This window comes from Gaiella occulta, from assembly GCF_003351045.1.
Classification (GTDB): domain Bacteria; phylum Actinomycetota; class Thermoleophilia; order Gaiellales; family Gaiellaceae; genus Gaiella; species Gaiella occulta.
On the sequence record NZ_QQZY01000002.1, the window covers coordinates 384058 to 410006 of the forward strand.

At 74.4% G+C, this 25949-nt stretch carries 30 protein-coding genes and 1 tRNA gene; 17 read left to right on the forward strand and 14 right to left on the reverse strand.

Annotated elements, in window-relative coordinates:
* Nucleotides 1-48: 48 nt before the first annotated feature.
* The 9 genes from Gocc_RS05500 to speB all read right to left on the reverse strand — a co-directional run bounded on the left by Gocc_RS05500 (nt 49) and on the right by speB (nt 7832).
* A complete protein-coding gene (locus tag Gocc_RS05500) occupies nt 49-1425 on the reverse strand; it encodes a fenitrothion hydrolase (RefSeq protein WP_114795519.1) in 1377 nt (458 codons plus the stop codon).
* Complete coding sequence (locus Gocc_RS05505; protein WP_114795520.1) at nt 1422-1766, reverse strand: hypothetical protein; 345 nt, start codon at nt 1764-1766, stop codon at nt 1422-1424. The genes Gocc_RS05500 and Gocc_RS05505 overlap by 4 nt, the downstream gene beginning before the upstream one ends.
* 57 nt (nt 1767-1823) lie before the next feature.
* Complete coding sequence (locus Gocc_RS05510) at nt 1824-2345, reverse strand: hypothetical protein (RefSeq protein WP_114795521.1); 522 nt, start codon at nt 2343-2345, stop codon at nt 1824-1826.
* Between the two features lie 34 nt (nt 2346-2379).
* The gene (gene gatB, locus Gocc_RS05515) at nt 2380-3789 is read right to left on the reverse strand and encodes an Asp-tRNA(Asn)/Glu-tRNA(Gln) amidotransferase subunit GatB (protein WP_114795522.1); all 1410 of its coding nucleotides are present in this window, start codon (nt 3787-3789) and stop codon (nt 2380-2382) included.
* The gene (gatA, locus tag Gocc_RS05520) at nt 3786-5204 is read right to left on the reverse strand and encodes an Asp-tRNA(Asn)/Glu-tRNA(Gln) amidotransferase subunit GatA (protein ID WP_114795523.1); all 1419 of its coding nucleotides are present in this window, start codon (nt 5202-5204) and stop codon (nt 3786-3788) included. Before gatA ends, gatB begins: the two co-directional genes overlap by 4 nt.
* A complete protein-coding gene (gene gatC, locus Gocc_RS05525; RefSeq protein WP_220150463.1) occupies nt 5201-5503 on the reverse strand; it encodes an Asp-tRNA(Asn)/Glu-tRNA(Gln) amidotransferase subunit GatC in 303 nt (100 codons plus the stop codon). The genes gatA and gatC overlap by 4 nt, the downstream gene beginning before the upstream one ends.
* A 71-nt stretch (nt 5504-5574) precedes the next feature.
* Nucleotides 5575-5781: a cold-shock protein gene (locus Gocc_RS05530; protein WP_114795524.1), complete on the reverse strand. Its 207-nt coding sequence runs from the start codon at nt 5779-5781 to the stop codon at nt 5575-5577.
* Nucleotides 5782-5854: 73 nt separating this feature from the next.
* Nucleotides 5855-6709: a bifunctional 5,10-methylenetetrahydrofolate dehydrogenase/5,10-methenyltetrahydrofolate cyclohydrolase gene (locus Gocc_RS05535; RefSeq protein WP_114795525.1), complete on the reverse strand. Its 855-nt coding sequence runs from the start codon at nt 6707-6709 to the stop codon at nt 5855-5857.
* Nucleotides 6710-6863: 154 nt separating this feature from the next.
* Complete coding sequence (gene speB / locus Gocc_RS05540; RefSeq protein ID WP_114795526.1) at nt 6864-7832, reverse strand: agmatinase; 969 nt, start codon at nt 7830-7832, stop codon at nt 6864-6866.
* Nucleotides 7833-7875: 43 nt separating this feature from the next.
* Between speB and Gocc_RS05545 the strand changes: the two genes are divergently transcribed.
* The gene (locus tag Gocc_RS05545; RefSeq protein ID WP_114795527.1) at nt 7876-8790 is read left to right on the forward strand and encodes a hypothetical protein; all 915 of its coding nucleotides are present in this window, start codon (nt 7876-7878) and stop codon (nt 8788-8790) included.
* Between the two features lie 8 nt (nt 8791-8798).
* On the opposite strand, the gene Gocc_RS05550 is transcribed toward Gocc_RS05545, so the two are convergent.
* Nucleotides 8799-9023 carry a hypothetical protein gene (locus Gocc_RS05550; RefSeq protein ID WP_114795528.1) on the reverse strand — a complete coding sequence of 75 codons (225 nt, stop codon included), beginning with the start codon at nt 9021-9023 and terminating at the stop codon, nt 8799-8801.
* A gap of 7 nt (nt 9024-9030) precedes the next feature.
* On the opposite strand from Gocc_RS05550, the gene Gocc_RS05555 reads away from it, so the two are divergent.
* Nucleotides 9031-9555 carry a hypothetical protein gene (locus Gocc_RS05555; protein ID WP_114795529.1) on the forward strand — a complete coding sequence of 175 codons (525 nt, stop codon included), beginning with the start codon at nt 9031-9033 and terminating at the stop codon, nt 9553-9555.
* On the opposite strand, the gene Gocc_RS05560 is transcribed toward Gocc_RS05555, so the two are convergent.
* Nucleotides 9494-9925 (reverse strand): CBS domain-containing protein, encoded by a 432-nt coding sequence (locus tag Gocc_RS05560; RefSeq protein WP_114795530.1) that lies wholly within the window; start codon nt 9923-9925, stop codon nt 9494-9496. The two genes, Gocc_RS05555 and Gocc_RS05560, sit on opposite strands and share 62 nt — an antisense overlap.
* A gap of 114 nt (nt 9926-10039) precedes the next feature.
* On the opposite strand from Gocc_RS05560, the gene Gocc_RS05565 reads away from it, so the two are divergent.
* The 5 genes from Gocc_RS05565 to Gocc_RS16010 all read left to right on the forward strand — a co-directional run bounded on the left by Gocc_RS05565 (nt 10040) and on the right by Gocc_RS16010 (nt 12004).
* Nucleotides 10040-10110, forward strand: a tRNA-Cys gene (locus tag Gocc_RS05565).
* A 76-nt stretch (nt 10111-10186) separates the two neighbouring features.
* Complete coding sequence (locus tag Gocc_RS16005) at nt 10187-10360, forward strand: hypothetical protein (RefSeq protein WP_181813402.1); 174 nt, start codon at nt 10187-10189, stop codon at nt 10358-10360.
* Nucleotides 10361-10402: 42 nt separating this feature from the next.
* Entirely contained in the window at nt 10403-10927 is a 525-nt protein-coding gene (locus Gocc_RS05570; RefSeq protein WP_114795531.1) for a GNAT family N-acetyltransferase, read from the forward strand.
* Nucleotides 10928-11100: 173 nt separating this feature from the next.
* Nucleotides 11101-11421 carry a DMT family transporter gene (locus tag Gocc_RS05575; RefSeq protein WP_114795532.1) on the forward strand — a complete coding sequence of 107 codons (321 nt, stop codon included), beginning with the start codon at nt 11101-11103 and terminating at the stop codon, nt 11419-11421.
* The gene (locus Gocc_RS16010; protein ID WP_181813403.1) at nt 11411-12004 is read left to right on the forward strand and encodes a TetR/AcrR family transcriptional regulator; all 594 of its coding nucleotides are present in this window, start codon (nt 11411-11413) and stop codon (nt 12002-12004) included. Before Gocc_RS05575 ends, Gocc_RS16010 begins: the two co-directional genes overlap by 11 nt.
* 15 nt (nt 12005-12019) lie before the next feature.
* On the opposite strand, the gene nagA is transcribed toward Gocc_RS16010, so the two are convergent.
* Nucleotides 12020-13114 (reverse strand): N-acetylglucosamine-6-phosphate deacetylase, encoded by a 1095-nt coding sequence (gene nagA / locus Gocc_RS05585; protein WP_114795533.1) that lies wholly within the window; start codon nt 13112-13114, stop codon nt 12020-12022.
* Between the two features lie 100 nt (nt 13115-13214).
* Here nagA and Gocc_RS05590 point away from each other — a divergent pair, with 100 nt between their 5' ends.
* Complete coding sequence (locus Gocc_RS05590; protein WP_220150464.1) at nt 13215-14003, forward strand: SDR family NAD(P)-dependent oxidoreductase; 789 nt, start codon at nt 13215-13217, stop codon at nt 14001-14003.
* Complete coding sequence (locus Gocc_RS05595; protein ID WP_114795534.1) at nt 14000-14935, forward strand: aldose 1-epimerase family protein; 936 nt, start codon at nt 14000-14002, stop codon at nt 14933-14935. Before Gocc_RS05590 ends, Gocc_RS05595 begins: the two co-directional genes overlap by 4 nt.
* Before the next feature lie 178 nt (nt 14936-15113).
* Here Gocc_RS05595 and Gocc_RS05600 read toward each other — a convergent pair whose 3' ends face one another.
* Nucleotides 15114-16679, reverse strand: coding sequence for a glycerol-3-phosphate dehydrogenase/oxidase (locus Gocc_RS05600; RefSeq protein ID WP_181813404.1), 1566 nt, complete (start codon nt 16677-16679; stop codon nt 15114-15116).
* Between the two features lie 14 nt (nt 16680-16693).
* Nucleotides 16694-16891, reverse strand: coding sequence for a hypothetical protein (locus Gocc_RS05605; protein WP_114795536.1), 198 nt, complete (start codon nt 16889-16891; stop codon nt 16694-16696).
* A gap of 317 nt (nt 16892-17208) precedes the next feature.
* Here Gocc_RS05605 and Gocc_RS05610 point away from each other — a divergent pair, with 317 nt between their 5' ends.
* Genes Gocc_RS05610 through Gocc_RS05645 form a run of 8 tightly spaced genes read left to right on the forward strand, consistent with a single transcriptional unit; the run spans nt 17209 to nt 25892 of the window.
* The gene (locus Gocc_RS05610) at nt 17209-18714 is read left to right on the forward strand and encodes an FGGY family carbohydrate kinase (RefSeq protein WP_220150465.1); all 1506 of its coding nucleotides are present in this window, start codon (nt 17209-17211) and stop codon (nt 18712-18714) included.
* A gap of 57 nt (nt 18715-18771) precedes the next feature.
* Nucleotides 18772-19107 carry an ArsR/SmtB family transcription factor gene (locus Gocc_RS05615; RefSeq protein WP_114795538.1) on the forward strand — a complete coding sequence of 112 codons (336 nt, stop codon included), beginning with the start codon at nt 18772-18774 and terminating at the stop codon, nt 19105-19107.
* Nucleotides 19104-21044: a proton-conducting transporter transmembrane domain-containing protein gene (locus Gocc_RS05620; protein ID WP_114795539.1), complete on the forward strand. Its 1941-nt coding sequence runs from the start codon at nt 19104-19106 to the stop codon at nt 21042-21044. Before Gocc_RS05615 ends, Gocc_RS05620 begins: the two co-directional genes overlap by 4 nt.
* The gene (locus Gocc_RS05625; RefSeq protein WP_114795540.1) at nt 21041-21967 is read left to right on the forward strand and encodes a respiratory chain complex I subunit 1 family protein; all 927 of its coding nucleotides are present in this window, start codon (nt 21041-21043) and stop codon (nt 21965-21967) included. The genes Gocc_RS05620 and Gocc_RS05625 overlap by 4 nt, the downstream gene beginning before the upstream one ends.
* Nucleotides 21964-22575, forward strand: a complete 612-nt coding sequence (locus Gocc_RS05630; RefSeq protein WP_114795541.1) for a hypothetical protein — start codon at nt 21964-21966, stop codon at nt 22573-22575. The genes Gocc_RS05625 and Gocc_RS05630 overlap by 4 nt, the downstream gene beginning before the upstream one ends.
* Nucleotides 22568-24031, forward strand: coding sequence for a proton-conducting transporter transmembrane domain-containing protein (locus Gocc_RS05635; protein ID WP_147281193.1), 1464 nt, complete (start codon nt 22568-22570; stop codon nt 24029-24031). The genes Gocc_RS05630 and Gocc_RS05635 overlap by 8 nt, the downstream gene beginning before the upstream one ends.
* The gene (locus Gocc_RS05640; protein ID WP_114795543.1) at nt 24028-25437 is read left to right on the forward strand and encodes a hydrogenase large subunit; all 1410 of its coding nucleotides are present in this window, start codon (nt 24028-24030) and stop codon (nt 25435-25437) included. Before Gocc_RS05635 ends, Gocc_RS05640 begins: the two co-directional genes overlap by 4 nt.
* Nucleotides 25437-25892: an NADH-quinone oxidoreductase subunit B family protein gene (locus Gocc_RS05645; protein ID WP_114795544.1), complete on the forward strand. Its 456-nt coding sequence runs from the start codon at nt 25437-25439 to the stop codon at nt 25890-25892. The genes Gocc_RS05640 and Gocc_RS05645 overlap by 1 nt, the downstream gene beginning before the upstream one ends.
* Nucleotides 25893-25949: the final 57 nt, after the last annotated feature.

Sequence of the window (25949 nt, forward strand, 5' to 3'; positions counted from 1 at the left end):
TCGAAGTCTCGGCGAGGAGGCCCGCCGTGCCGCCGTGGCCGACGACGTCTAGCCTCGCGACAGCAGCCACAGGCCGGCGACCGTGTAGAGCACCATCAGCGCGAGCATCGCGTACTGGCTGCGCAGCGCGTCCGTGCGCGCCGCGAAGATCGCGACCGCGCGATCGTGGGCGACCGCGAGCCCCGCGACGTGCCCGAGCACGAGCGCGGCCGCCTGCACGTACCAGATCGTGTTCGGCGTCAGCGCCGCGAGGTTCGGAGCCACGTCCGCCGTCCCCAGCAGGTCCCATCCCTTGCCGAGCGGGTCGGAGAGCAAGGGGGCGAGGAACTGCCCTTGCAAGACGAAGAGGGAGAAGTAGTGGGCGACCTCGTAGACGAAGGCGATCGGCACGAGCGAGAGCGTGAACTCGTGCGCGAGCGTGCGCGGCGCGTTCACGGTCCAGCGGGCGAGCGCGCAGGCGCCGAGATAGGCGAGCCCGACGATCGCGACCGCACCGAGGAGCCCGGCGAGGTTGAGGCCGGTGGCGACGATCTCGCCGAGCCCGGGCCGATCGACGACGTAAGGGGCCTCGACGCGGGCGAGCAGGTCCTGCCAGGTCGTCGTACGGCTGAAGCCGTCGAAGCCCACGGTGCCGAGCGCGACGGCGATGAACGGCACCGAGCCCGCCAGAGACTCGCTGCCGCCGAGACCGGCGAGCGGCGGCCGCAGGGAGAGCCTCCCGTCCCGCGCGGCGAGCGGCGACATCCGCGCGAGGTAGGCGAAGAGGATCGCGAACCCCTCCCCGCGTCCGCTCCACGTCTCGCGCCCGAACGCGGCCATGCCGAAGAGCGTGATGTACGTGTAGAGGGCGATCGCGAAGGCGAGCGCGCGCGGGCCAGACGGATCCGCGTAGGCGAGCTCGAGCGCGGCGAACGCGAACAGCGCCGCCGCGCCGGGCAGACGCCCGTAGCGTTCGGGATAGACGGCCAGCGGGCGGGCCTCGCGCCCGCTGCGCTCCCACGCCCACACGAACGCGTCCGCCAGCGCGCGCCACGGGCTGAAGGCGCGCCACACGTTCCCGAACAGGATCGAGAGAACCGGCATCCCGAGCCAGAACGCCACGTAGACCCACGTCGGCGCGAGGTTCTCGAGCGGATCCGTGCTGCCGAGGAGGGCGGCAGCGAAGACGAGCGCGAAGAGCGCCGCCGACGCCGCCTGCGCAACGACCCGCCCGGGCCCGAGCACGAGCCGCGAGAGGCGCCGCGGCAACGCGAGGCCGCCCGCGCGCCGGGCGAGCTGCGGCTCCCGCCAGAGCACGCCCAGCGCGACGAACGACGCGACGAGCACCGCCGCGCCGCCCCAGTAGAACAACCACCGCGGTACCGGGAGATCCTGGACGCCCCCGATCCCGTGCGCGAGCAGACGCGCGGACGGCACGAGGCTCACGGTCTCACCGTGAGCCGGGCGAGCAGCGCGTCGGGCCGGTGCATCTCCAGCTCGAAGCGCCCGACCAGCCGCGCCCTGAACTGGATCACCGCCGGCTTGCCCTTCCGCAGCGGACGCTCGATGTCGTAGCCGTGGAGATGCACTTCCCGGCCGGCGTTCGAGGTGACGACGATGCGCACGAGCGTGCCCTTCCTGACGGTGGGGCGCCCGATGCCGCCGGCGGGGCGACCGTTCTCGACCCTGATCGGGATCACGACGGGCTTGACCGCCGAGGGTGCGGCGGCGGCCGCGAGCGGCGCGGCTACGGCCGCGACGACGAATGCGCACGCGAGTCGCTTCATTGCAAATCCTCCAATATGCTCGTGTTTCCGCCGGCAGGCGGCGGCGTCGGCGTGGAGCTACCGGAGCATGGAGGGGGGCCCGCGGGCGGGGACGTTGCCGCGCGGAGCGTGGTCGGCGACGAGCGCGGGGCGCTCGAGCCAGGCGAGCGGGAGCAGCGCGAGCGCAGGCGGGAGCCGCCGCGGCTGCCTGCGAAGCCCCGTGAGGAGCCGGCGCGCGAGCAGCCAGAGGAGGACGGCGAGCGGAGCCTGCAACCCGAGGCCGAGCAGGAAGGTGGGCGTTGAGAGCAGGAACGGGAGGTCGCCCGTGTGGGCGATCCGCTCGACGTGCTCCTGCACGGCAAACGCCGTCGCGCCGAAGAGGGCGATCGGCAGCGGCGAGAACCGCTGCCTGCGACCCTCGGCGGCGGCGCCGAGCAGCGCCAGCAGCGCGACGACGGCGACGATCTGCGGCGCGTGCGCGAGGTAGTCGTGGCCGGAGCCGAGCGAGGCTCCCGTCAGCGCGTAGGCCGCTGCATGGCCGGCGAGCACGCCTACCGCCGCGAGCGGGACGATCAGGGCCCAGGCGAGACCACGGCGCACGCTTCCAGTGTACGAGACCGCGCTGCGCGGGTGGTCAGGCGAGCAGCTTCGCGCGCACGAGATCGGAGACGACGCGGGGGTTGGCGCTGCCGCCGGTCTCCTTCATCACCTGGCCGACGAAGAAGCCGAGCAGGCCCTCCTTGCCGCCCCTGAACGCCGCCACCTGGCCCGGGTTCGCGGCGAGGACTGCGTCGATCAGCGGGTCGAGCTCCGACGCGTCGCTGACCGCCTCCCGGGCGAGGTACGGCGCCGCCGCGAAGCCGGCGTCGCCCGCCCGGGCGATCGCCTCGTCGAAGGCCTGGCGCGGGATGCGATCGCGTGCCGCGACGAGCTTCGCCAGCTCGGCGGCGTCGACGGCTCCCGGGTCGACGCCGGCGCCGACGAGGTTGTTCGCGATCACGTTCGCCGCGGCAAGACGATCGGCTCCGGCGGCCACGGTCGCCTCCCAGAGCCGGTCGAGCCCCCCGGTCACGAGCACCGCGGCGCGCTCGAGCTCGAGCGCGCGCGCGAGGCGCACGATGCGCGCGGCCGGCGGCTCCGGCAGCTCGGCGCGCAGGCGCTCGATCATCTCGGCGGGAGGCTCGACGGGAACGAGGTCGGGCTCGGGGAAGTAGCGGTAGTCGTCGGCCTCCTCCTTCGCGCGGCGCGGCGTCAGCCGCCCCGAGCCGGCGTCGAAGTCGAAGGTCTCCTGGCGCACCTCGCCGCCCGACTCCCAGACCTCGATCTGGCGCGCCGCCTCGGCTTCGATGCCGCGCGCGATGTAGCTGAACGAGTTGAGGTTCTTGATCTCGCAGCGCGTGCGCATCTCGTCCGACCCCCGCGGGCGGACCGAGACATTGGCGTCGACGCGCAGCGTGCCCTTCTCCATCTCCGCGTCGGAGATGCCGAGCTCGACGACCGTCTGGCGCAGCAGCTGCAGGAACCGCTTCGCCTCCTCGGCCGAGCGGATGTCGGGCGCGGTCACGATCTCGACGAGCGGCGTGCCGCCGCGGTTGTAGTCGACGAGCGAGTAGTCGGCGCCGCCGATGCGCCCCGAGTGGCCGCCGACGTGCACCGTCTTCGCGGCGTCCTCCTCCAGGTGCGCCCGCACGATGCCGACAGCGAGCTCGCCCTCCGGCATCGGTACTAGCATCCTGCCATCCGTGCAAGAAGGCATATCGTACTGGGAGATCTGATAGCCCTTGGGCAGATCGGGGTAGAAGTAGTTCTTGCGCGCGAACACGGCCCGCGGCGCGATCGCGCAGCCGAGCGCGAGGCCGAGCTTGATCGTCCACTCGACCGCCGTGCGGTTCATCACCGGCAGCGCGCCCGGGAATCCCAGGCAGACGGGGCAGGTCTGGGTGTTCTCGCCCGCGCCGAAGCCGGCCGGGCAGCGGCAGAACATCTTCGTCCTCGTCTTCAGCTGTACGTGGATCTCCAGCCCGACGACGGTCTCCCAGCTCATGTGCGGAGCCTCGCCGGGACGGTGTCGAAGCCGAGCGCCCGCTCGAGCGCGTGGCCGGTGCGGAAGAGCGTGTTCTCGCCGAACTGGCGGCCGATCAGCTGCAGGCCGACGGGCAGCCCCTGGGAGAGGCCCGACGGCACGTTGAGCCCCGGCAGCCCCGCCAGGCAGGACGGGATCGTGAGCAGGTCGCAGGCGTACATCGCAAGCGGGTCGGATGCCTTGTCGCCGAGCGGGAACGCCACCGTCGGCGAGGTCGGGGTGGCGAGCACGTGGAAGCGCTCGAGCGCATCGCGGTGCTCGCGGATGAGCAGCGTGCGCACCTTCTGCGCTTGTCCGTAGAAGGCGTCGTAGTAGCCCGCCGAGAGCGCGTAGGTGCCGAGCATGATGCGGCGCTTCGGCTCGTCGCCGAAGCCCTCGTCGCGCGTGCGCTCGACCATCTCGCGGTAGGTCGCCGCCTCCACGCGCGGCCCGTAGCGGACGCCGTCGTAGCGCGCGAGGTTCGACGACGCCTCGGCCGGGGCGATCAGGTAGTAGCAGGCCATCCCGTAGGCGAACGAGAGCGGCAGGTCGCACTCGCCGACCTCGGCGCCGAGACCGCGGGCGAGATCGACGGCGGCCTCGAACGAGGCGCGCACGCCGTGCTCGATGCCCGCAAGCTCCCACACCTGCTTCGGGATGCCGATGCGCAGGCCGTCGAGACGCTCGTCCTCGGGGAGCCGCACGGGCTCGGGCAGCTGGACGGTGGTGGAGTCGTTCGCATCGCGTCCGGCGATGATCGAGTAGAGCAGCGCGACGTCGCGCACCGTCTTCGCCACCGGCCCGATCTGGTCGAGGCTGGAGGCGAACGCGACGATCCCGAAGCGCGACACGGTGCCGTAGGTGGGCCGCAGGCCGACGTTGCCGCACAGCGCCGACGGCTGCTTGATCGAGCCGCCCGTGTCGGAGCCGAGGCCCCACGGGGCGAGGCCCGCCGAGACGGCGGCCGCGGTGCCGCCGCCGGAGCCGCCCGGCACGCGCGCGGGGTCCCACGGGTTGTGCGACGGCCCGTAGGCGGAGTTCTCGGTCGACGAGCCCATGGCGAACTCGTCGGTGTTCGTCTTGCCGATCACCGGCATCCCGGCCGCCCGGCAGCGGGCGGCCACCGTCGCGTCGAACACCGGCACGTAGCCGGCGAGGATCCTCGAGCCGGCGGTCGTCTCAACGCCCTTCGTCGAGATCACGTCCTTGAGCGCTATCGGCACTCCGCCGCCCTCGCCATCCTCGCCGTCCTCGACGAGGCGCAGGTAGGCGTGGATCTCGCCGTCGCGCGCGGCGGCGGCCTCGAGGTAGGCGCGGTGCAGCTCGGCCGAGGAGACCTCCCTGCGCTCGAGCATGCCGAGCGCCTGCTCGGCCGTGAGGCGCAGCGTGTCGATCACGCGCTCACCTCGGGCCCAGCCGTGGGAGGCACGCGGAACAGGTCGCCCTCGCGCGACGGCGCATTGGCGAACGCCTCGTCGAGGGGGAGCGGCGCGTGCGGCTCGTCGTCGGCCCAGACGTTGACGACGTCGAGCGGATGGGAGGTCGGCGGGACGCCGGCGAGGTCGAGCTCGGCGACCTTCGAGACGGCGTCGAGGATGGCACCGAGCTCGCCGGTGAGCCGGTCGGCCTCGTCGTCGCGCAGCTCGAGCCGCGCGAGCCGCGCCACCCTCAGCACCGTATCCCTGTCGATCGCCACCGTCGTCCCATCCTCTCATGGCGACGGGCCCCTCCCGGGGCCCGTCGCTCGAAGCTCGAATCCGGAAGGCTCTACGCCGCCGTGACGTTCGCCGCCTGGGCGCCCTTCGGCCCCTGAACGACCTCGAACTCCACCCTCTGTCCCTCAGTGAGGGTCTTGTACCCGTCCATGGCAATCGCCGAGAAGTGGACGAACACGTCTTCCCCGCCCTCGCGCTCGATGAACCCGAAGCCCTTCTCGTTCGAGAACCACTTGACGGTGCCGATCTCTGCAGACAACGAACGTCCTCCTACAAACGTGCGGCGGCCCGGTACGAACCGTCGCGACTACGAAGCGGCGGAAACGGTACCGCTACGCACCGGGGAACGCAAGCAGCCCGCGCCGGTAGCGCGCCGCCTTGAGCGTGCTCTGCAGCAGGCAGGCGATCGTCATCGGTCCCGTGCCGCCCGGCATCGGGGTCAGGTGCCCGGCGACCGAGGCGACGGAGGCGTCGACGTCGCCGCGGATTCCCTCGTCGGTACGCGTCAGCCCGACGTCGAGGACGGCCGCGCCCGGCTTCACCATCTCGGCGTTGACGATGCCCGGACGGCCGACCGCGGCGACGACGATGTCGGCGCGCGAGACGTGCGCGGCGAGGTCGCGCGTGCGCGAGTGGCACACCGTGACCGTTGCGTTGGCGTGCATGAGCAGCATCGCCATCGGGCGGCCGACGATCTCGCTGCGCCCGATCACGACCGCCTCCTTGCCGGCGGGGTCGACGTCGTAGGCGGCGAGCAGCTCCATGCAGCCGGACGGCGTCGCCGGCACGTGGATCGGCGTACCGAGGTACAGGTTGCCGGCGTTGACGGGATGGAAGCCGTCGACGTCCTTGGCGGGGGAGACGGCGTAGGTCACCTTCGTCTCGTCGAGGTGCCCGGGGAGCGGGAGCTGCACGAGGATGCCGTCGACCTCGTCGTCGTGGTTGAGCCGGTCGACGAGCGCGAGCACGTCCTCCTCGGAGGTGTCCGCCGGCAGCCGCACGTCGCGGGCGTCGATCCCCGCCTCGGTGGCAGCCTTGTGCTTCGCGGCGATGTACACGTGCGACGCCGGGTCGTCGCCGACGAGGACGGTCGCGAGGCCCACGTGTCCGAGCGCCGCGACATCGCGCGCCACGTCCGCGCGCACCTTCGCGGCGAGCGCCTTCCCGTCCATCAGCACGGCGGTCATGACGGCGACTCTACCCTGACGCGGCGCACGGCGGCGCGGTTCGACGCGCGTCTCGAGCCCGCCGCGCGGGAGGCTCGACGGGGGGGATTCAAGCGTCCCTCGCCGCCTGCCGACCTGCTCGCGCCGACGCCGAGCACCTGACCCGGAGCCGCGGTCAGCCGCGCCGGCGCAGCGCGATGCCCGTGAGCGCCTCGCGCACGATGCGGTCGGCGACGAGCGCCGTGATGTCGGCCGATGCGACCGCGGTCGGGATCACCTCGACGACGTCCATGCCGACGAGGCGCAGGCGCGCCGCGAGCTCGCGGCAGGCCCACAGCAGGTCGATGCTCGTCATCCCACCCGGCTCGGGCGTGCCCGTTCCCGGCGCGAAGGCCGGGTCGAGCACGTCGACGTCGACCGTCAGGAACACGGGGCCGTCGCCGACGACCGCGATCGCGTCCTCGACGACGGCGCGGATGCCGCGGTCGCGGACGTCGTGCATGAAGAAGCTCGTGATGCCGCGCTGCGCCTGCCAGCCGAGCTCGCGCTCGCCCGGCCAGTAGCCGCGCAGGCCGATCTGCACGTAGCGCCGTGGGTCGACGTGGCCGTCGCGCACGAGCCGGTACATCGGAGTGCCGTGCGAGACCTCGACGCCGAACACCTCCTCGCCGGTGTCCGTATGGGTGTCGAAGTGGACGAGGCCGACGGGGCCGTGCACGGCGGCGACGGCCTTGACGTCCGGCTCGCTGATCGAATGGTCGCCGCCGAGGACGACCGGTATCGCACCGGCGGCGACGACCTGGCCGACGACGCGCTCGATCGCCGCGTGGGTGCGCGCGACGTCGGCCGGGACGACCGCAGCGTCGCCGAAGTCGACGACGCGCAGCTCGGCGGTCGCGTCCACCTTCGCCTCGAGGTGCGGCCCGGGCGGGCAGCTCGCGGCCCGTATCGCGCGCGGGCCGAAGCGCGTGCCGGGGCGGTCGGAGACGAGATCGTCGCTGGGAGCGCCGACGATCGCGACGTCGACGCCCTCGAGCTCCGCCGGCTCCTCGGTGAAGGGCAGGCCGGCGAACGTCAGCAGCCCGGCGAAGTCGGGCTTGTCCGGAAGCCCCATCTCCTTCCAGCGGCGCAGCGGGTCGACCACGGCGTGGATCCTATGCGGCAGCGGCGGCGTCTACGCTGGGCAGGTGGCGGCACCCGGCCGTGGGCGGGCGCAGGGCGCGCTCCGCGTCGCGGGGCTCGTCTTCGTCGGCGCCTGGCTGCTCTCGGGAGCCCTGCAGGCGGCGGTGCCGTTCTGGCTGCCGTTTGCGATCCTCGCCGCGAGCGAGCTCGAGTTCCTCGCGCGGGGCCGGCGCGAGTCGCGGGCGCCGCGGGCAGCCGGCGCGCGCGCGAGCGCCCTCGAGCGGCGGCTGCCGGGCGCGCCCGACGCGGATCTGGGCTGGGTGGAGGCGACGGGCGACGACGGCGAGACGATGCTCGTCGCCGCCGCGAGCGCCGCCCGCCGGCGCTCGCGGCCGCTGCGGCTGCTCGTTGCGGCGGTCGCGCTCGTCCTCCTCGCCGCCGCCTACCGGGCCGATCGCAGGCTGTCGTGGTCGTCGCTTGCGCCGGCGCAGCGGCTGCGCGCCGAGCAGCGGTTCACGCGTGAGGCGTCGGTCGTCGCGGGGCGCCCGGTGCGCGTGCGCTGCGACGAGGGCTACGTGTTCACCGGCGTCGGCTCCGACGCGGCAGGCGTCGCCTTTCCCCGGCGCGGGCTCGCATTCCTCGAGCCGGGCATCTGCCGGACGCTCCGGCGCCTCGCCTTCGAGGGTGCGACCGCAGCGGGCGCCGACGCCGGCTGGGCCGTCGTCGTGCTCGCCCACGAGGCGGTGCACCTGCGCGGCGTGCTCGACGAGGCGCGCGCCGAGTGCTTCGCGCTGCAGGAGGGAGTGCGACTCGCGACCCGCCTCGGCGTCGAGCCCGCTCGCGCGCGGGCGCTGATGCGGCGCCAGCTCGACCGCGCCCTCTCCGACACGAGCGTGCAGCGGCTCGACTACCGCCTGCCCGCGGAGTGCAGGAACGACGGCGGGCTCGATCTGCGCCCGGCCGATCCCTCGTTCCCGTAGAGGGTCTGCTACCGCAGCACCTGCTCGAGGCGGCGGCGCACGAGCGCCACGCTCGCCCCGGCGACCTGCTCGCCCAGCACCGCGGAGGCGAGCGCGGCTGCCTCGCTCACGATCCGCTCGCGCTCCGCCTCCAGTCCGTCGCGCACGACGAACAGCGCCGCGTGCGCGCGGGCCCCCCACTCCTCGACCTCCGGCAGCGAGCCGCCCGGGTCGGCGCGCCCCGACTCCGACACGCGCGGCGTGCCGGCGATGCCGGCGGCGACGTCGCGCGCGGCGGGCGCGCAGGCGCTCGATGCGCGCCGCCGCGTCGAGCAGCGCCTGACGCGCCCGGCGCACGTCGCGCTGCGCCCGTGCCCGCGCCTCGTCCCCGGCCCGCCTGCTGTGGGCGATCTCGTCCGCGCGGCGCTCGGCCTCGGCAAGATCGACCCGCGCGGCCGCCTCGTGGTCGCGCGCCTCCATCTCGGCGCGCTCCACGACGGCGAGCTCGGCGGGAAGCGCCGCCAGCGCCTCGCGCACCTCGGTCGCCCGCCCGCGCACCTCGTCGACGCGCCGCAGCAGCTCGACGACGGCATCGATCCGCGCCGCGACGGAGCCGTCACGGCGCTCGAGCTCCGCCGTCCGGGAGAGCACTGCGTCGACGCGGGAGCCCACGACGTCAGTATCGCCGATGGGGCCGGTCGAGCGGCCCGGCGACGCCCGCCGGCTAGCGCGCGCCGATGTAGTCGGTCAGGTACTGGATCTGGAAGCTCTGGCGCTTCGAGATGAACTTGACGAGGTCGCCGATCGAGATCATGCCGACGAGCGTGCCGCCGTCCACGACGGGCGCGTGCCGGATGCGCCGGTCGCTCATGATGGCCATGCTCTCGTCGACGCTCGTCTCCGGCTTCACGCAGACGACGGGGGACGTCATCACCTCGCGCACGAGCGTGTCGCGCGAGCGGCGGCCCTCGACGGCGATGCGGCGCAGATAGTCGCGCTCCGTGAAGATCCCGGCGATCGTGTCGCCCTCCGTGACGAGCAGCGCACCTACGTTCGCCTCGACCATCGCCTTGACCGCCTCGAACACGGTGGCGCCGCCGCCGATCCGGATCACGTCGCCGCCCTTCTCGCGCAGGATCTCGGCCACGGTATCCACCACCCGATCGTGCGACGCGGCACATGCTCTTGTCAAGAGCGCCGCAGCACCCGTCCGCGCACGACCCGCGTTCGGCAGGGCAGGCCGGGCGCCGCGGCTACGATGCGGCCGTCCGGCGACGTGGCCGAGTGGTTAGGCAGAGGCCTGCAAAGCCTCGTACAGCGGTTCGAATCCGCTCGTCGCCTTCAGCATGACGACTCCAGCGCCGGCGGTCGCCGCGGCGCCGGGAGTCACGTCGGCCGGCACCTCTACGATTCGCGCATGAGCACGCCGGCTGCACACGACGACCCTCGGCAGCCCGCGCGGCCCGAGCCGTGCTGGCGCTGCGGCGCCGCGATGGAATGGCGTCACGCCACGCTCCAGTGCCCGCGCTGCCGCTTCAAGATCGGGTGCTGCGAGGGGAACACCGCCGAGTGCTCGTCGCGCGATCGCTAACGTCGGCGGCATGACCGCTCTCGCCGCCATCCTTGCCGCCGCATGAGCGACGCGGCCGCGGTGACGATCCGGCCGGTGCGCGCCGACGAGTGGCAACGCTGGCGTGACGTGCGCCTGCGCATGCTGCGCGACGACGCCGACTACTTCTCCACCCGCTACGACGACATGGTGCGCGAGCCCGACGCGTACTGGCGCGACTGGGCAGCGGACGCCGCCGCCGGCGTCGACAAGGCGCTGTTCGTGGCCGAGGAGGGCGGCCGCTGGCTCGGCGTCGTGGGCGCCTTCGCGCGCGTCGACGCGCGCGAGGTGCAGCTCGTCTCGATGTGGGTCGATCCCGACGGCCGCGGCCGGGGCGTCGCGCGGCGGCTCATCCGCGCCGTCGCGACCTGGGCCGCGGGGCGGGGCTCGACCAGGGTCGTCCTCTTCGTGCAGGAGGCGAACGCCCCCGCACGGCGGCTGTACGAGCGCGCCGGCTTCCGCCCCACCGGCGACCGCACGCCGGCCGGCGGCGGCCGCAGCGCCTTCAAGCTCGTGCTCGCCGCCTCGGTGCACGATCTGCTCGCGTGAGCGGCGCGATCGTCCGCACCGTTCTCGGCGTTCCCTCGTCGCGCCGCCGGACATGCCGATGAGACGGCGGCAGCCGGCCCTCGCCGTCGCCGTCGCCCCGCGGGCGCGGCCGCAGCCCCGTCACGATTCTCGCCGCCATCGCGCCCGCGCTCATATGGTACATTTGTACCACTATGGTCTTCGTCTATCTCGCGCTCGCCATCGCGACCGAGGTCGCCGGCACCGTCGCGCTCAAGTTCGCCGACGGGTTCTCGCGGCTCGTGCCGAGCGTCGTCGTCGTCGTCGGCTACGCGCTCTCGTTCCTCTTCCTCTCGCTCACGCTGCGCGGGCTCTCGCTCGGCGTCACCTACGCGATCTGGGCCGGGACCGGCACCGCGGCGATCGCCCTCATCGGCGTCGCCGCGCTCGGCGAGCCGCTCACGCCGGTGAAGGCCGGCAGCGTCGTGCTGATCATCGCCGGCGTGATCGGGCTCAACCTCGCCGGTGGCCACTAGCAACGCCCGCCCGCGCGGCGCGCTGCGCCGCCGGGCCATACTCGAGGCGACCCTGCGTGTGGTGGGCAGGGACGGCGCCGGCGCGCTCACCCATCGAGCGGTCGCGCGGGAGGCCGGCGTGCCGCTCGCCGCGACAACCTACTACTTCGCGTCGAAGGACGACCTCGTCCGCGAGGCGTTCGCCTTCGCGATGGCCGAGGACGTCGCCGCGTTGCAGGCCGAGTCGCTCCTGCCCACGCGCGGAGAGCTCACGGCGGGCGCGCTCGCGCAGCGGCTGACCGCGCTGATGGCGTCGCGCATCGGCGACGACCGCGCGACGCTGCTCGTGCAGTACGCGCTCGAGCTCGAGGCCGCGCGCCGCAGCGAGCTGACCGCGCTCTCCCGCGCCTGGACCGCCGCCTATGTCGGGGCCGTCGCCCCGGCTCTCGCGGCGCTCGGCAGCGCCGACCCGAAGCTCGACGCCTGGATCGTCGTCACGGCGCTCGCGGGCATGGAGCTCGAGTCGCTCGCATCGGGCGAGGTCGACGCGGCGACGGCGCTGCTGCCGGCCGTCGAGCGCCTCCTCGTCTCTCTCGTCGGGTAGAGCAGGACGGCTCGATCAGTCGACGGGCACGCCGCCGAGCAGCACGCGCTCCACGGCAAAGGCGTCGTCGAGCACGACGACGTCCGCCTGCGCGCCGGGGCGCAGCACCGCGATCTCGCCCGCGCGACCGAGCACGCGCGCGGGTGTGCGCGTGACCGCGTCCACCGCCTCGACGACCGGCACGCCGAGCTCGACGAGCGCCAGCAGCCCCCATGCGAGGGGCCGCACGGCGCCGGCGAGCGTGCCGTCTTCGCTCCGCGGGACACCGCCGGCCACCGTCACCTCGACGGCGCCGAGGCGGAAGCTCCCGTCGCCCAGCCCGGCCGCCGCGATCGTGTCGGAGACGAGCACGATGCGCCCGCGGGATGCCCGCCATGCGGTCAGGATCGCCTCCGGCGCGAGATGGACGCCGTCGGCGATGAGCTGCACGACGATGTCGTCGCGCGCGAGCGCAGCGCCGGCGACGCCGGGGTCGCGGTGCGCGAACGGGCGCATCGCGTCGAAGAGATGGGTGACTGTCCGTGCGCCGCGGCCGAAGGCCGCCTGCGCCGCGGCCGCGCTCGCATCGGTGTGGCCGAGCGAGACGACGACGCCCCGCGCGACGAGCGCGTCGATCATCTCCCCCGCCCGCTCCAGCTCCGGCGCCAGCGTCACGGTCGTCACGGGACAGCCGCTGAGCAGGAACGACGCGAGCAGGTCGAGGTCGGGCGCGCGCAGATGCTCGCGCGGATGAGCGCCCGCGCGCCGCGGCGACAGGAACGGCCCCTCCAGGTGCGCGCCCACGATCCGCGCGCCCGGCCCGCCGATCGCCTCACCCAGCGTTGCGAGCGCGAGCCGCGTCAGCCGCGGCGGCGCCGTGATCAGCGTCGGCTGGTACCAGAGCACGCCCGTGCGCGCCAGCGCGACGCCGACGGCGTGGACGTCGCCGGCGGTCGCGTGCAGGAGATCGACGCCGGCGAATCCGTTCACCTGCAGGTCGACCAGGCCGGGGATCGCGATCCCGCTCCCACCGCCGCCGAGCCCGACGGCGCCGACGAGATCGCCGTCGATCTCGACGTCGCCGCGCACGAGCGTCCCTTCGACCACCGCAGCTGCGACACCGAGCCTCACGGGCTCCTACACTACGCACCCGCCGGGCGGTTGAATCGTGGCTCGACCGCCGGTAGCGTCGTCCCCAGTCGATCGAGACGCTCGAGAGCGCCGAGTACCCGTGACCGTGTCCCCAACGTCACCCTACGACCTGCGCGGTCGCGTCGCGGCCGTCACCGGCGCTTCGAGCGGGATCGGGCAGGCGATCGCCGCCGCGCTCGCACGGGCCGGAGCCGACGTCGCGGGGCTCTCCCTCGACGACGGCGGCGAGACGCACGAGATGGTCGTGGCGCTCGGCAGGCGCTCCGTGCAGCTCAGCGGCGACACCGGCGACCCCGCTGCCGCCGAGCGGCTCGCCGACGTCGCGGTCGCCGAGCTCGGACGGCTCGACATCTGGGTCAACAACGCGGCGCGGTTGCTCGTCAAGCCGTTCCTCGAGACGAGCGAGGACGACTGGCGCGACCTGCTCGCTCCCAACCTGCTCGGATACGTGTGGGGCTGCCGGGCCGCCGCGCGCCGCATGGTCGCCGCGGGCGGCGGACGCATCGTCAACGTCAGCTCTGCCGCCGACGTGCAGCCGCTCGCCGACCTGTCCGCCTACATCACGGCGAAGGGGGGCATCGTCGGGCTCACCAAGGCGCTCGCGGTGGAGCTCGCGCCGTACGGCATCACGGTCAACGCGCTCGCGCCGGGCGCCACCGACACGCCGCTGAACAAGAGGGCGTACACGCCGGAGGTGCGCGCGACCTACGAGCGCCGCATCTCGCTCGGCCGCATCGGGACGCCCGAGGAGGTCGCCGACGCCGCCGTCTTCCTCGCCTCCGACGCCTCCCGCTACGTCACCGGCCACGAGCTCCTCGTCGACGGCGGGCTCACCATCAACGGCTCCGTCGGCCACGCCCGCACATGATCCCGTCCGCGAAGCTCCCCCATCTCGACCAGATCGCGAGCGCGGTGCAGTCCGTGGTGAGCGACGGCCCCGCGGCCGGCCTGCGCGCGGTCGACGCGCGCGTATGGGGCGGGATCGACGTGCGCCTGCTCCCCGACCGCGGCCTCGACGTCGGCGCGGCATGGTTCCACGGCACCCCGCTCGCCTGGATCTCGCAGGTCGGCGAGGGGCCGTCGCTGCCGCCCGAGGAGCTCAGCGGGCGCCGCTGGGCCGACGCCTGGCAGGGCGGACTGATGACGACGTGCGGCCTCTCGAACGTCGGCGCCGCGTCGGAGGGCTTCGGCCTGCACGGGACGTACACGACGCGCGCGGCGACCGACGTCGCGGCGCAGCGCACGGCCGGGGGCGTCGTCGTCACGGGCACCGTCGTCGACCCGCCGTTCCGGCTCGAGCGCCGTCTTGCGACCGCGGTCGGACAGGGGCTGCTGCGGATCGACGACCGTGTCACGAACACGAGCGCGTACACCGCCGCCGCGCCGATGCTCTACCACGTCAACGTCGGCGCGCCACTGTGGGACGACGGAGCGTGGCTCGAGACCGACGCCGACGAGGTCGTGCCGCGAGACGGCGACGCGGCCGCGGGCCTCGACAGCTGGGACGAGCCGCCCGAGCCCGTCGACGGCGCACCCGAGCGCGTGTTCGAGCACGTCGGCGCCGGCTGGGCGCGCCTCACGAACGCGAAGCTCGGCATCGAGCTGACGGTGCGCTCGTCGATGCCGCGCATGTGGCAGTGGGTGCATCCCGCGAGCGGCACGTACGCCCTCGCGATCGAGCCGGCGAACTGCTCGGTGCTCGGACGGGCGGTCGACATCGCCGCCGGGCGCATGCCGTTCCTCGATCCCGGCGAGGTCCGGGAATCCTGGCTCACGATCGAAGCGAGGCTGCTGCGGTGAAGGGCATCCGCGCGTCGCGGGCCGGCGTCGTCGCCTCCACGCCGGAAGGGGCGGCCCGTCGCACGAGCCCGACCACCCGACGCTCGTCGACGGCCACGCGGCGGGCGTGATCCGCGAAGCGGCCGCGGCGTCCCACAGCGGACGACGACGGTGGAGCTGCCGGAGGCGATGCGGGCGATCAGCGGCTCCCTCCCGCGGCCTCCGGGCGCAGATCGCCGCCGGCGCCGTCGAGGAACGCCTGCACGGCGGGGCGCGCGGCCGCCTCGAGGCCGCGCAGCGCGACCGTCGTCCGCCGCCGCAGGATGTCGTCGGGGGTGAGCGCGAGCTCGCGCTCGACCGCGTACAGCGCCTGCGCACGAATGTCCGGCGCGCCCTCGACGATCGGCTCGTACAGCGAGTGGTCGGCGGCGGCCGGCTCGAGCACCTCGTGCGCGAGCGAGCCGTACAGACCGGCGAGGTGCGCGCGGACGTCCGCGGGCAGGCCGGGGTGAGAGCGGGCGAGGTCGTCGGCGACCCGCGCCGGGTCGGCGGCGCCGGCGACCGGAGCCGGACGGCCGTCGGGGACGGGGAGCCCGACCGTCTCCAGCGCCCGGGTCGCCACGTCCACGCCGATACGGCGCCACGTCGTGAGCTTGCCGCCGGCGACGCTCACCATCCCATGGGGGCCGACGGTCACCACCGTCTCGCGCTTCGTCGCGGCCGTGCCCGCCCCGGAGAGCGGGAGCACGCGCAGGCCGGCGAACGACGCGCGCACCCGGTCGGAGCGGATCGCCCGGGCGTCGAGGGTCGTCGCCGCCTCCGCGAGGATCTGCGCCTCGTCGGCGGGCGTCGCCGCGACCGTCGCGGGGTCGCCCTCGAACGCCTCGTCCGTCGTGCCGAGCAGGAGCATCCCGTGCCACGGGATCGCGAACGACACCCGCCCGCCCGGCAGCGGCGACGTCACCGCCGCACTCCACGGCTGCTCCGGCTCGAGCACGAGGTGAGCGCCCTTCGACAGCCGCACGCTCGTGCCGGCACCGGGGTGCTCGAGCGCCCGGATCGTGTCGAGCCACGGCCCCGTCGCGTTGACGACGACCCGCGCCCGCACGGAGACCGCTTCCCCGTCGATCGCGTCGCGCACCTCGGCGCCGGCCACGCGACCGGACTCCGTCCGCAGCGACAGCACCTCCGCGTAGTTGAGCCATGTCGTGCCGAGGTCCTCGGCCGTGCGCAGCGCCGCGAGCACGAGCCGCGCATCGTCGGTCTGGTGATCGTGGTAGGAGACGAACGAGGTGCCCGGGTCGAGGCGAAGCCCGGGCGCGAGGCGGGCTGCCTCGGCCGGCGCCATCTTCCCGGAGCGGCCGTCGCGGAATCCCGACAGCGCCCCGTAGAGGAACACGCCGAGACGGAGCTCGCTCTCGCGGTACGGCGAGTCGGGCCGCACGGGCAGCACGAACGAGAGCGGCCGTACGAGGTGCGGCGCGACGACGCTCGCGTTCCAGCGCCGCTCGCGATGCGCCTCGCGTACGAGCCGCACGTCTCCGAGCCGGAGGTAGCGCAGCCCGCCGTGCACGAGCTTCGACGAGGCGCTCGACGTGGCCCCGGCCGCGTCCCTCCGGTCGACGAGCGCGACGCGCGCACCGGTGCGCGCCGCCGCCCAGGCGGTGGCGGCGCCGGTGGCGCCGCCACCGATCACGAGCACGTCGAACACCGTGCTTCGCAGCCGCTCGAGACGATCGGCACGGGAGCCACGGCCGACGGCCACGGACGCCGGCGGTCTCATCCCCTGTGCGCCCCGAGCGTGAGCCCGCCGATGCACTGCCGCAGGACGCCGAACACGAAGATGGTCGGGATCGCCACCACGGCCGGAAGCGGGATCCCGATCATGAGCGGGACCACGATCCTGTCGCGGACCGATAGCCGCGCCATGCGGCGCCGCGCCGGGCGCTCGCGCTGCGGAGCGACGTCAGCGGTCATCGGCCCGCCTCGCCAGGGGGCGCACGACGGCCGGGTCAGGGACGGACTCGTTGACATACGCGACTCTCGACAATTCCGACACGGCAGAACACGCTCCCCACGAACGGACGCTCCACACTGGCACAATCGCGGCGCGCCTGTCGGGGCGGTGCGGCCGATTGCGTGAAATGTACGGATACCGGCACGTGTGCGGCGATGTCGAGGAAGGGGAGGCGGTCAGTCAACGTGGGCGAGCTCGGCTCGGGCGTGTTCTTCAACCCCGTCGCGCCGGAGGAAGCGGCACGGGCGCTGCGGGAGGCGGTCGAGCGCCCGCGCGCGTGAGCCGCCACGACCTCGTTCTCGCGCTCGACCAGGGCACGACCGGCACGCGGGCCGCGCTCGTCGACGCATCGGGCGCACGGGTCGCCGAGGCCTATCGCGCGCACGAGCAGCACCATCCCTCCCCCGCCCTCGTCGAGCACGACCCGGACGAGATCCTCGCATCCGTCCGTGCGGTGCTCGCCGAGGTGCTCGGCACCGTCGACCCGGAGCGCGTCTCCGGTCTCGGCATCACGAACCAGCGCGAGACGATCGTGCTCTGGGAGCGCGACGGCGGGCGGCCGCTCGCCCGCGCCGTCGTCTGGCAGGACGGCCGCACCGCCGAGCGCTGCGCGGAACTCGTCGCGAGCGGCGCCGGAGAGCTCGTGCGCGTGCGCACCGGCCTGCCGCTGCAGCCCTACTTCTCCGCGACGAAGCTCGCCTGGCTGCTCGACAACGTGCCCGGCGCACGCGGGCGCGCGGAGCGCGGCGAGCTCGCGGCGGGCACGATCGACTCCTGGCTCGCGTGGCAACTGACGGGGGCGCACGTCAGCGACGTCACGAACGCCTCGCGCACGCTGCTGTTCGACATCGACCGGCTCGACTGGGACGACGAGCTGCTGGCGCTCTTCCACGTGCCCCGCGCCGTGCTGCCCGACGTCGTGCCGTCGTGGCGCCCGGGCGGTCTCGCGCTCACGACGGCCGCCGGCCCCGCCGGGCGCGAGCTCGCGCTGCTCGCACTGCTCGGCGACCAGCAGGCCGCCCTCCTCGGGCAGGCCTGCACGGACGAGGGCGACGCGAAGTGCACCTACGGCACCGGCGCCTTCCTGCTCGTCAACGCAGGCGCGAACCGGCCCGCCGGCGTGCGCGGCCTGCTCACCTCGCCCGCCTACCAGGAGGGCGGCGAGGCCGCCCGCTACTGCCTCGAGGGCGCGATGGCCGTCGCCGGCCGCGCCATCCAGTGGCTGCGCGACGAGCTCGGGTTGATCGCCGGCGCAGCCGAGACGGCGGCGCTCGCCGCGAGCGTCGAGTCGAGCGGAGGCGTCCGTGTCGTGCCCGCCTTCCAGGGCCTCTACGCGCCGTGGTGGGAGGCCGACGCCCGCGGCGCCGTCATCGGGCTGACGCTGCACTCGACGAGGGCGCACGTCGTGCGCGCGACGCTCGAGGCGCTCGCCTTCCAGACGCGGGCGGTCGTCGAGGCGGCGGAGCGCGAGGGCGGCATGCGCGTCGGCGAGCTGCGTATCGACGGCGGCGTCAGCGGCAACCCGTTCTTCGCGCAGACGCTGGCCGACGTCCTCGGCCGGCCGGTGGTGCGCGCGACGGACGCGGAGGCGACGGTGCGCGGCGCCGCCTTCGCAGCCGGGCTCGCGGCGGGTCTGTGGCCCGACGTCGCCGCGCTCGCGCCCCTCGTCGGCGAGACCGAGCTGATCGAGCCCCGGTGGAACGACGACCGCCGCGAGGCCGAGTACGCCGACTGGCTGCGCGCCGTCGAGCGGGCTCTGCCCGACGCCACGCCCGATGGCTGACGCGGCGCGTGCGGTTCGATCGCTCTCTATTTCTTCAAATCTTCTAAGATTATCGGCATGCCGTTCAAAGCCACCCCGGTGTACGTCACCAAGGCTGCGCTCTTCCGCACGCTCGGGCACCCGGCGCGGGTCCGCATCCTCGAGCTGCTGCGCGACGGCGAGCTCTCCGTCGGCACGCTGCAGGAGGAGCTCGGGATCGACTCGGGCGGCACGTCGCAGCACCTCGCGGCCCTGCGGCGCATCGGGCTCGTCGACTCGCGACGGGAAGGCACGAGCGTCTACTACCGCGCCGCCGACCCGCAGGTGTTCGCGCTCCTCGAGGTCGGACGCGCTCTCATCGCCCGCGCCCTCGCCGAGCAGCAGGCGCTGCTCGAGGAGCTCTCGGCGGAATGATCGCGATCTTCCTCGCCGGCGTCGCCGCGGTCGCCCTCGGCGGCATGCTCGGCGCCGCTCCGAAGCGGCTCGCCGCCGCGCTGCTGCTGCAGGCGGCCGGTGCGCTCGCGATCGGCGTCGCGGGATTCTGGGCGCTCGCCGACGGCGGCAGCTGGGGCGCCTCCTTCACGAGCACGTTGACGCCCCACTTCGGCGTCGACGGACTCAGCGGGCTCTTCCTCGGCACGCTCGGGCTGATCGCGTCTCCGGCGCTCGTGTTCGCCTCGGCCTACCTGCAGCAGGCGGGCCCGGGGCGCGCCACGGGCGTCCTCACGAGCGCGTTCATCCTCGCGCTCGTCGGCGTGCTCTGCGCCCGCGACGCGATCTCGTTCCTGCTCTTCTGGGAGCTCATGACGCTCGTGCCGGCGGCGATCATCCTCGTCGGCCGCAGCAGCCGCTCGGCGCGGCACACCGTCTTCACGTACGTCGCGATCACCCACCTCGGAGGGGCAGGCACCTGGATCTCCCTCCTGCTGCTCGCGCGCGAGGGCGCGATCGGCAACCCTGCCGCGCTCGCCCAAGGCTCCGGCGCCCAGACGCTGATCGCGCTCACGGCGATCGTCGGCTTCGGCACCAAGGCTGGGTTGATGCCGATGCACGCCTGGCTTCCCCGCGCCCACCCGATCGCGCCCTCGTACGTGTCGGCGCTGATGAGCGGCATCATGGTCGCCATCGCGGCCTACGGGCTCGTGCGCGTGCTCGTCGACTGGCTCGGCACCCCGCCGCCGTGGGTCGGCGCGACGGTGCTCGTGCTCGGCGGCCTGTCGGCCGTCGGCGGGATCACCTACGCGCTCTTCCAGCGCGACCTCAAGCGGCTGCTCGCCTACTCGACCGTGGAGCACCTCGGCATCGTCGCCCTCGGCCTCGGCGCAAGCCTGCTGCTGCGCACCCGCGGCGCCGACGAATGGGCGGCGTTCGCGCTCGCCGCGGCGCTGCTCCACACCGTCAACCACGCCGTCTTCAAGGCGCTGCTCTTCCTCGGCGCCGGCACGTTCGAGCGCGCCACCGGCTCGCTCGAGCTCGACCGGCTCGGTGGTCTGCTGCGCCGGCTGCCGTGGAGCGGCGGTGCGTTCCTCGTCGGGGCGCTGGCGATCGCCGGGATGCCGCTGCTGAACGGCTTCGCCTCGGAATGGCTGACGCTGCAGTCGCTGCTGCACGTCCCCGGCGACGCCGGCGCCTGGGACGGCGCGCTCGCAGCCGCGGCGCTCGCCGCGCTCGCAGGGACGATGGCGCTGGCGCTGCTCTGCTTCGTGAAGGTGATCGGGCTCGTGCTGCTCGGGCCGCCACGCCGGTCGGCGTGCGCGGAGGCGGTGGAGCCCCCGGTGGCGATGCGGCTGCCGCTCGTCGCGCTCGCCGCGGTCACGGTCGTCCTCGGCGCCGTGCCCGGTCTGCTCTTCTCCCGTCTCACGGGCCTCGCGCCGTGGGGCGGCGACCTGCCGGCCCGCGCAGGACTGTCGCTGCCGGGGACGGGCGGGCTTCCCACGCTCGGCCTGCTCGTCGTCGTCGCCGGCCTCGGCGGCCTGCTGTGGCGTCTGCGCGGAGAGCGGCGCGCCGCCCCGAGCCCGACGTGGGCGAGCGGCCAGGCCGTCGAGCCACAGCTTCTGTGGACGAGCGCCGGCTTCACGAAGCCGCTGCGGCTCGTCCTCGAGGCGGTGCTGCGGCCCGAGCGCGAGATCGAGGTGACGCAGCGCCGAGGCGTCGTCCAGGAGGTGTCCTACAGCGGCCGCGTTCCCCACCTGATCGACATCCACCTCTACCGGCCGGTCACGGACGGCGCCCTCGTCGCCGCGGCATTTGCACGCCGCCTGCAGAGCGGCCGGCTCGGCACCTACGTCACCTACCTCGTCGCCCTCGTCGTCGCACTGCTGATCGCCGTGCGCATCGGGGTGATCGGATGACCGCGCAGACGGTCGTGGCGGGGATGGAGCAGGTCGTCGGCGGCGTCGCCGCGGCACCGCTGCTCGTCGGGTTGACGCAGCAGGGGAAGGCCCTGCTGCAGGGGCGCCGCGGACCCGGGCCGCTGCAGCCGTACCGCGAGCTGCGGCGCCTGTGGGGCAAGAGCGCCGTCGACGTCGACGGGTCGACGATCGTGTATCGCCTCGCCCCCGTGCTCGTCGCGGCGGCGACGGGGGCGGCGATCCTGCTCGTCCCCGCCGCCGACCGCGCGCCCGGCTTCGGCGTCGGCCACGACGCGCTCGCGCTCGCGGGCCTGCTCGCGCTCGCGCGGCTCGCCGTCTGCGCGGCCGCCTGGGACGTCTCCAACGGGTTCGCGCTCCAGGGCGCGAGCCGTGACCTGACGCTGTCGGTGTTCGTGGAGGCGGCGCTCGTGCTCTCGCTCGCCGTCGCGGCGCTCGTCGCCGGCACGACCGACCTGCGCGGCGTCGTCGCGGGCAACGCCGGCTTCGAGCCGTGGTCGACGCCTGCTCTCGCGCTCGGCGCCGCTGCGTTCCTGCTCGTCGTGATCGCCGAGACGGGACGGCAGCCGGTCGACAACCCGGACACCCACCTCGAGCTGACGATGATCCACGAGGGGCCCGTGCTCGAGTTCGGCGGGCGCGACCAGGCGCTCTTGCAGTGGGCCGTGGCCGCCCGGCACTGGATCGTGCTCGTGCTCGCCGCGGAGGTGTTCCTGCCCCATCCGCGGGGCACGTGGTGGCAGCTCGTGCTGCTGCCGCTCTCGCTCGCGCTCCTCTGCGGCGTGCTCTCCGTCACGGAGACGCTGCTCGCCAAGATGCGCATCCTGCTCGTGCCGCGCCTCATCGGCGTCGGCGCGGCCATGGCGCTGCTCGGCATCGTCACCCGGCTCGTGGAGGGCACGTGAGCGGAGGTCTCGCATGGGCCCTCGTCGCGCTCGGCATCGGCGTCGTCGTCGTCCGCAGGCGGTCGGTCGCGGTCGGGCTCGTCACCGCGCAGGCGCTCCTGCTCGGTGCCTCGGCCCTGCGCGACGGCGTCTCGGGCGAGGCGGCGCCGGCCGCCGGGGCGCTGGCACTGCGCGGCCTCCTGCTCGCCGGGCTGTTCCTGTTCCTCGTCCGCCGCACGCGGGAGACGCGGCCGGTGCGAGCCGGTGTCGCGCCGCTCGCCCGCGCCGCGGCGGCGGTCGTGCTCGTGCTGGCGCTGATCTGGCTCGTCCCGACGATCGGGCTCGACTCGCAGCAGGCGGAGCGGGCCACGCTCGCCCTCGTGGCGATCGGGCTCGTGACCGCGGCGACGCGCCGGGCGACGCTCTTCCAGGTGCTGGGCATCGTCCTCGTCGAGAACGGGCTCGCGCTCGCGGCGCTCTCGCTGCCGGGCACGTCGTCTCTCGCGATCGAGATAGGCGTCGCGGTCGACCTGCTGCTCGTCGCCCTCGTCGCGGGCGTGTTCCACGACCGCATCTTCGCCGAGTTCGGCGCCGGCGACTCCGCGGTGCTGAGGAGCCTGCGTGACTAGCCGCGAGTGGCTCGCTGCCGCGGTGCTCGCCGCGCCGCTTCTCGGGATCGCCGCGGTCGCGGCGGCGCCGCGCCGCCTGCTCGCACGCACCTGCGTCGCGGCCGCGATCGTCACCGCCGCGGCCGCGGCGGCGCTCTCCGCCGTCGCGCTCGCGACTCCCGGGCAGCGGGTGCTGGGACGGTGGCTCGTCGTCGACGCGGCGGGCGGGCTGCTCGTCGGCGTGATCGGCGTCGTCGGGCTCGCGAGCGCGCTCGTCTCTCCTCCGTTCCTCGCCGGCCGGCGGGGATCGCTCTTCCGTGCAGACCGGGCCGAGCGCGTCTACTGGGCGACGCTGTTCGCGTTCTGGGCCGTCCTGCTCGCCGTCCCGCTCGCGGGCAACCTCGGCGCCGCCTGGCTCGCGATCGAGGCGACGACCGCGGCGTCGGCGCTCCTCGTCGGCTTCAGCGGCCGTCCCCGCGCCCTCGAGGCCGGATGGAAGTACCTCATCCTGACCTCGCTCGGCCTCGGCGTGGCCCTGCTCGGCATCGTCGTGCTCGGGGCGGCCGCCGGCGGCGGCGGGCTGGAGACGCTCACCTGGCGCTCGCTCCCGCACGCGACGCTCGAACCGGATGTCACACTCGTCGCCTACGTGCTGCTGCTCGCGGGGCTCGCGGCGAAGATCGGCTGGGCGCCCGTCCACAACTGGCTGCCGGACGCGCACTCGGAGGCGCCCGCCCCGGTGTCGGCGCTTCTCTCGGCGGCGCTCCTGCCGGCGGTGCTGCTCGTCGCATGGCGCTCGCAGCAGGCGCTCGCCCCGACGATCGGCGCGGGCACCGGCGGCGGCGTGCTCGTCGCGTTCGGGCTGCTCTCGCTCGCCGTCGCGGTGCCGTTCCTGTGGCGGGCGCAGGCGTGGAAGCGTCTGCTCGCGTACTCGAGCCTCGAGCACATGGGTGTGATCGCGCTCGGGATCGGCTTCGGCGGGCCGCTCGCGCTGGCAGGGGTCGCTGTCCACATCGCCGGGCACGCGCTCGCGAAGGCGCTCGGCTTCTACGCCGCGACGCCGCTGCTCGGGCACGAGCCGCGCGCGGCCGGCCACGCCGCGGGCGGGATCGGGCGTACGCAGCCGGCGCTCGGAGCCTCGCTCGGCATCTCGCTGGGCGCGCTCGCCGGGCTGCCGCCGTCGCCGCTCTTCGTCAGCGAGGTGCTGATCGTGGCGGGAGGCTTCCAGGTGGGACGTCCGTGGGCAGCGGGAGGGGCAGCCATCCTGCTCGCGCTCGGCTTCCTCGGCCTCGCCCACGCCCTCGTCGAGACCGTGATCGGCAAGGCGCGGCGGCGCGACCGCCGCATCGCGCCCGGGCTCGCCCCGGTCGTCGCGCTCACGGCCGTCGCGGCGGCGGCGCTGCTCGCACTCACCGCCGTCGCGGTGTGGCTGCCGGGCTCGGCTATCGTCGACGGTCTCCTGCGGGGGCTCGCATGACAACGGCGCTTCTCGGCGGCAAGGCCTATCGCGAGGCGGTCGCGGCGGCGCTCGCGGACGGCTGGCGCTTCGCCGGCCTCCACGCCACGGCCGCCGCAGACGGCCCGGTGGTGCACGCGCTGCTCGTCTGCCCCGCCGGCGAGACCCGCATCGAGAGCGTCGCCGCGCACGAGGGAACGGTGCCGACGATCGTCGACCTCGCTCCCGCCGCCGGATGGGACGAGCGCGAGGCGCACGACCTCTACGGTGTCGGCTTCGACGGCCACGAGCCGCTACGCCCACTCGTCGACCACGACGTGCCGCTCGAGCGCTTTGCGACGCCGGTACGCGGCCCAGATCCCTATCAGGTCGCGGTGGGACCGATCCACGCAGGCGTGATCGAGTCGGGCCACTTCCGCTTCCACGTCGTCGGCGATCGGATCCTGCACGTCGACGTGCGCCTGTTCTACAAGCACCGCGGGCTCGAGCGCGCAGCGGAGGGGCTCCCGCTCGCCGACGGGCTCCGTGTCGCGTCGCGCGCCTGCGCCGCCTGCTGGGTGACGAACGCCGTCGCCTACGCGCACGCGTGCGAGGAGCTGCTCGGACTGACGCCGACGCCCGAGCTCGCGCGGGCGCGGACGATCCTGCTCGAGCTCGAGCGCGTCTGGAACACGCTCAACGACATCGGCGCCGTCTGCGCGGGCGTCGGGCTCGCTGCCGGCAACACCCGCTTCGCGGCGCTCGTCGACGACGCCCGCAGGCTCAACGCACGGCTCACCGGGCATCGCTTCCTGTTCGGCTCCGTCGCCGTCGGCGGCAGCGCGCTCGACCTCGACGCGCACGCGGTCGCCGACGCGCGGGAGACGCTTGCCCGCATCCGCGCGGAGTCGTCACGGGCGTGGCGGGAGCTCCTCTTCAACGGATCGTTCATGGACCGCATGCCCGACATCGGCGTCGTCGACGCGGAGGCCGCACGCACGCTCGGGGTCGTCGGCCCGGCGGCACGCGCGGCCGGCCTCGCCGAGGATGCGCGCACGACGAGCCCGCGTCTCGCCTACGACGGCTTCGCGCCCGCAGCACTGCGGCGCCAGGCGGGCGACGTCCAGGCGCGCCTCGAGCAGCGCGCGCTCGAGCTGCTGCCCTGTCTCGACATCCTCGATCGCCTGCTTGCCGAGCCGGTGCGGCCGGCCGCGGCCCGCCCCGGCGGCACGGGCTCGGCGATCGGCGTCGGCCGCGTGGAGAGCGCGCGCGGGGTGACCTCGTGCGTCGTCGAGCGTGACGGCGACCGCATCGGACGTCTGCGGCTGCGCACCGGCTCGTACGCGAACTGGCCCGCGGTCGCCCACGCGGCGGCGCACAACCTGCTCCCCGACTTCCCGCTCATCAACAAGAGCTTCGAGCTCTGCTACGCCTGCGCCGACCGCTGATGCTGGCCCTGCTCAGAGATCTGCGCAGCCTCCGCCGCACGACCGGCCTCCCGGCCGCGGCCCGCGGCCGCTCGCTCGCCGTCCGGCACGTCGACTGTGGTTCCTGCAACGGCTGCGAGCACGAGCTGACGCTGCTGCAGAGCCCCACCGTCGACCTGTCGCGCTTCGGCATCGGCATCGTCGCCTCCCCGCGCCACGCCGACGTCCTGCTCGTCACCGGCCCCGTCACGACCCGCATGCGCGAGGCGCTGCTGACCGCCTACGCGGCGATGCCGGAGCCGCGGCGCGTGGCGGCGCTCGGCGACTGCGCCCTCGGCGTGAGCGTGCTCGGCTGCGACGACGAGATCGTGGGGCCCGTCGAGTCGGTGCTCCCCGTCGACCTGCGCATCCCGGGCTGCCCCGCGACGCCGGAGCAGATCGCGTCGGCCCTGCTCGAGCTCATCGACAGGCGCTGACGGAACGTCGAGCACGCAGACGGCCGGCACCTCGCCGAGCTCACCGATGCTCTGCGA

Bases quoted from the DNA above. Each gene is read 5' to 3' on its own strand.
- Gocc_RS05645 (WP_114795544.1), top strand. From the start codon at position 25,437: ATGCTGGCCCTGCTCAGAGATCTGCGCAGCCTCCGCCGCACGACCGGC.
- Gocc_RS16005 (WP_181813402.1), top strand. From the start codon at position 10,187: ATGAGCACGCCGGCTGCACACGACGACCCTCGGCAGCCCGCGCGGCCC.
- Gocc_RS05615 (WP_114795538.1), top strand. From the start codon at position 18,772: ATGCCGTTCAAAGCCACCCCGGTGTACGTCACCAAGGCTGCGCTCTTC.
- Gocc_RS05620 (WP_114795539.1), top strand. From the start codon at position 19,104: ATGATCGCGATCTTCCTCGCCGGCGTCGCCGCGGTCGCCCTCGGCGGC.
- Gocc_RS05535 (WP_114795525.1), bottom strand. From the start codon at position 6,709: ATGACCGCCGTGCTGATGGACGGGAAGGCGCTCGCCGCGAAGGTGCGC.
- Gocc_RS05505 (WP_114795520.1), bottom strand. From the start codon at position 1,766: ATGAAGCGACTCGCGTGCGCATTCGTCGTCGCGGCCGTAGCCGCGCCG.
- Gocc_RS05595 (WP_114795534.1), top strand. From the start codon at position 14,000: ATGATCCCGTCCGCGAAGCTCCCCCATCTCGACCAGATCGCGAGCGCG.
- Gocc_RS05640 (WP_114795543.1), top strand. From the start codon at position 24,028: ATGACAACGGCGCTTCTCGGCGGCAAGGCCTATCGCGAGGCGGTCGCG.
- Gocc_RS05625 (WP_114795540.1), top strand. From the start codon at position 21,041: ATGACCGCGCAGACGGTCGTGGCGGGGATGGAGCAGGTCGTCGGCGGC.
- Gocc_RS05605 (WP_114795536.1), bottom strand. From the start codon at position 16,891: ATGACCGCTGACGTCGCTCCGCAGCGCGAGCGCCCGGCGCGGCGCCGC.
- Gocc_RS05570 (WP_114795531.1), top strand. From the start codon at position 10,403: ATGAGCGACGCGGCCGCGGTGACGATCCGGCCGGTGCGCGCCGACGAG.
- gatB (WP_114795522.1), bottom strand. From the start codon at position 3,789: ATGAGCTGGGAGACCGTCGTCGGGCTGGAGATCCACGTACAGCTGAAG.
- Gocc_RS05575 (WP_114795532.1), top strand. From the start codon at position 11,101: ATGGTCTTCGTCTATCTCGCGCTCGCCATCGCGACCGAGGTCGCCGGC.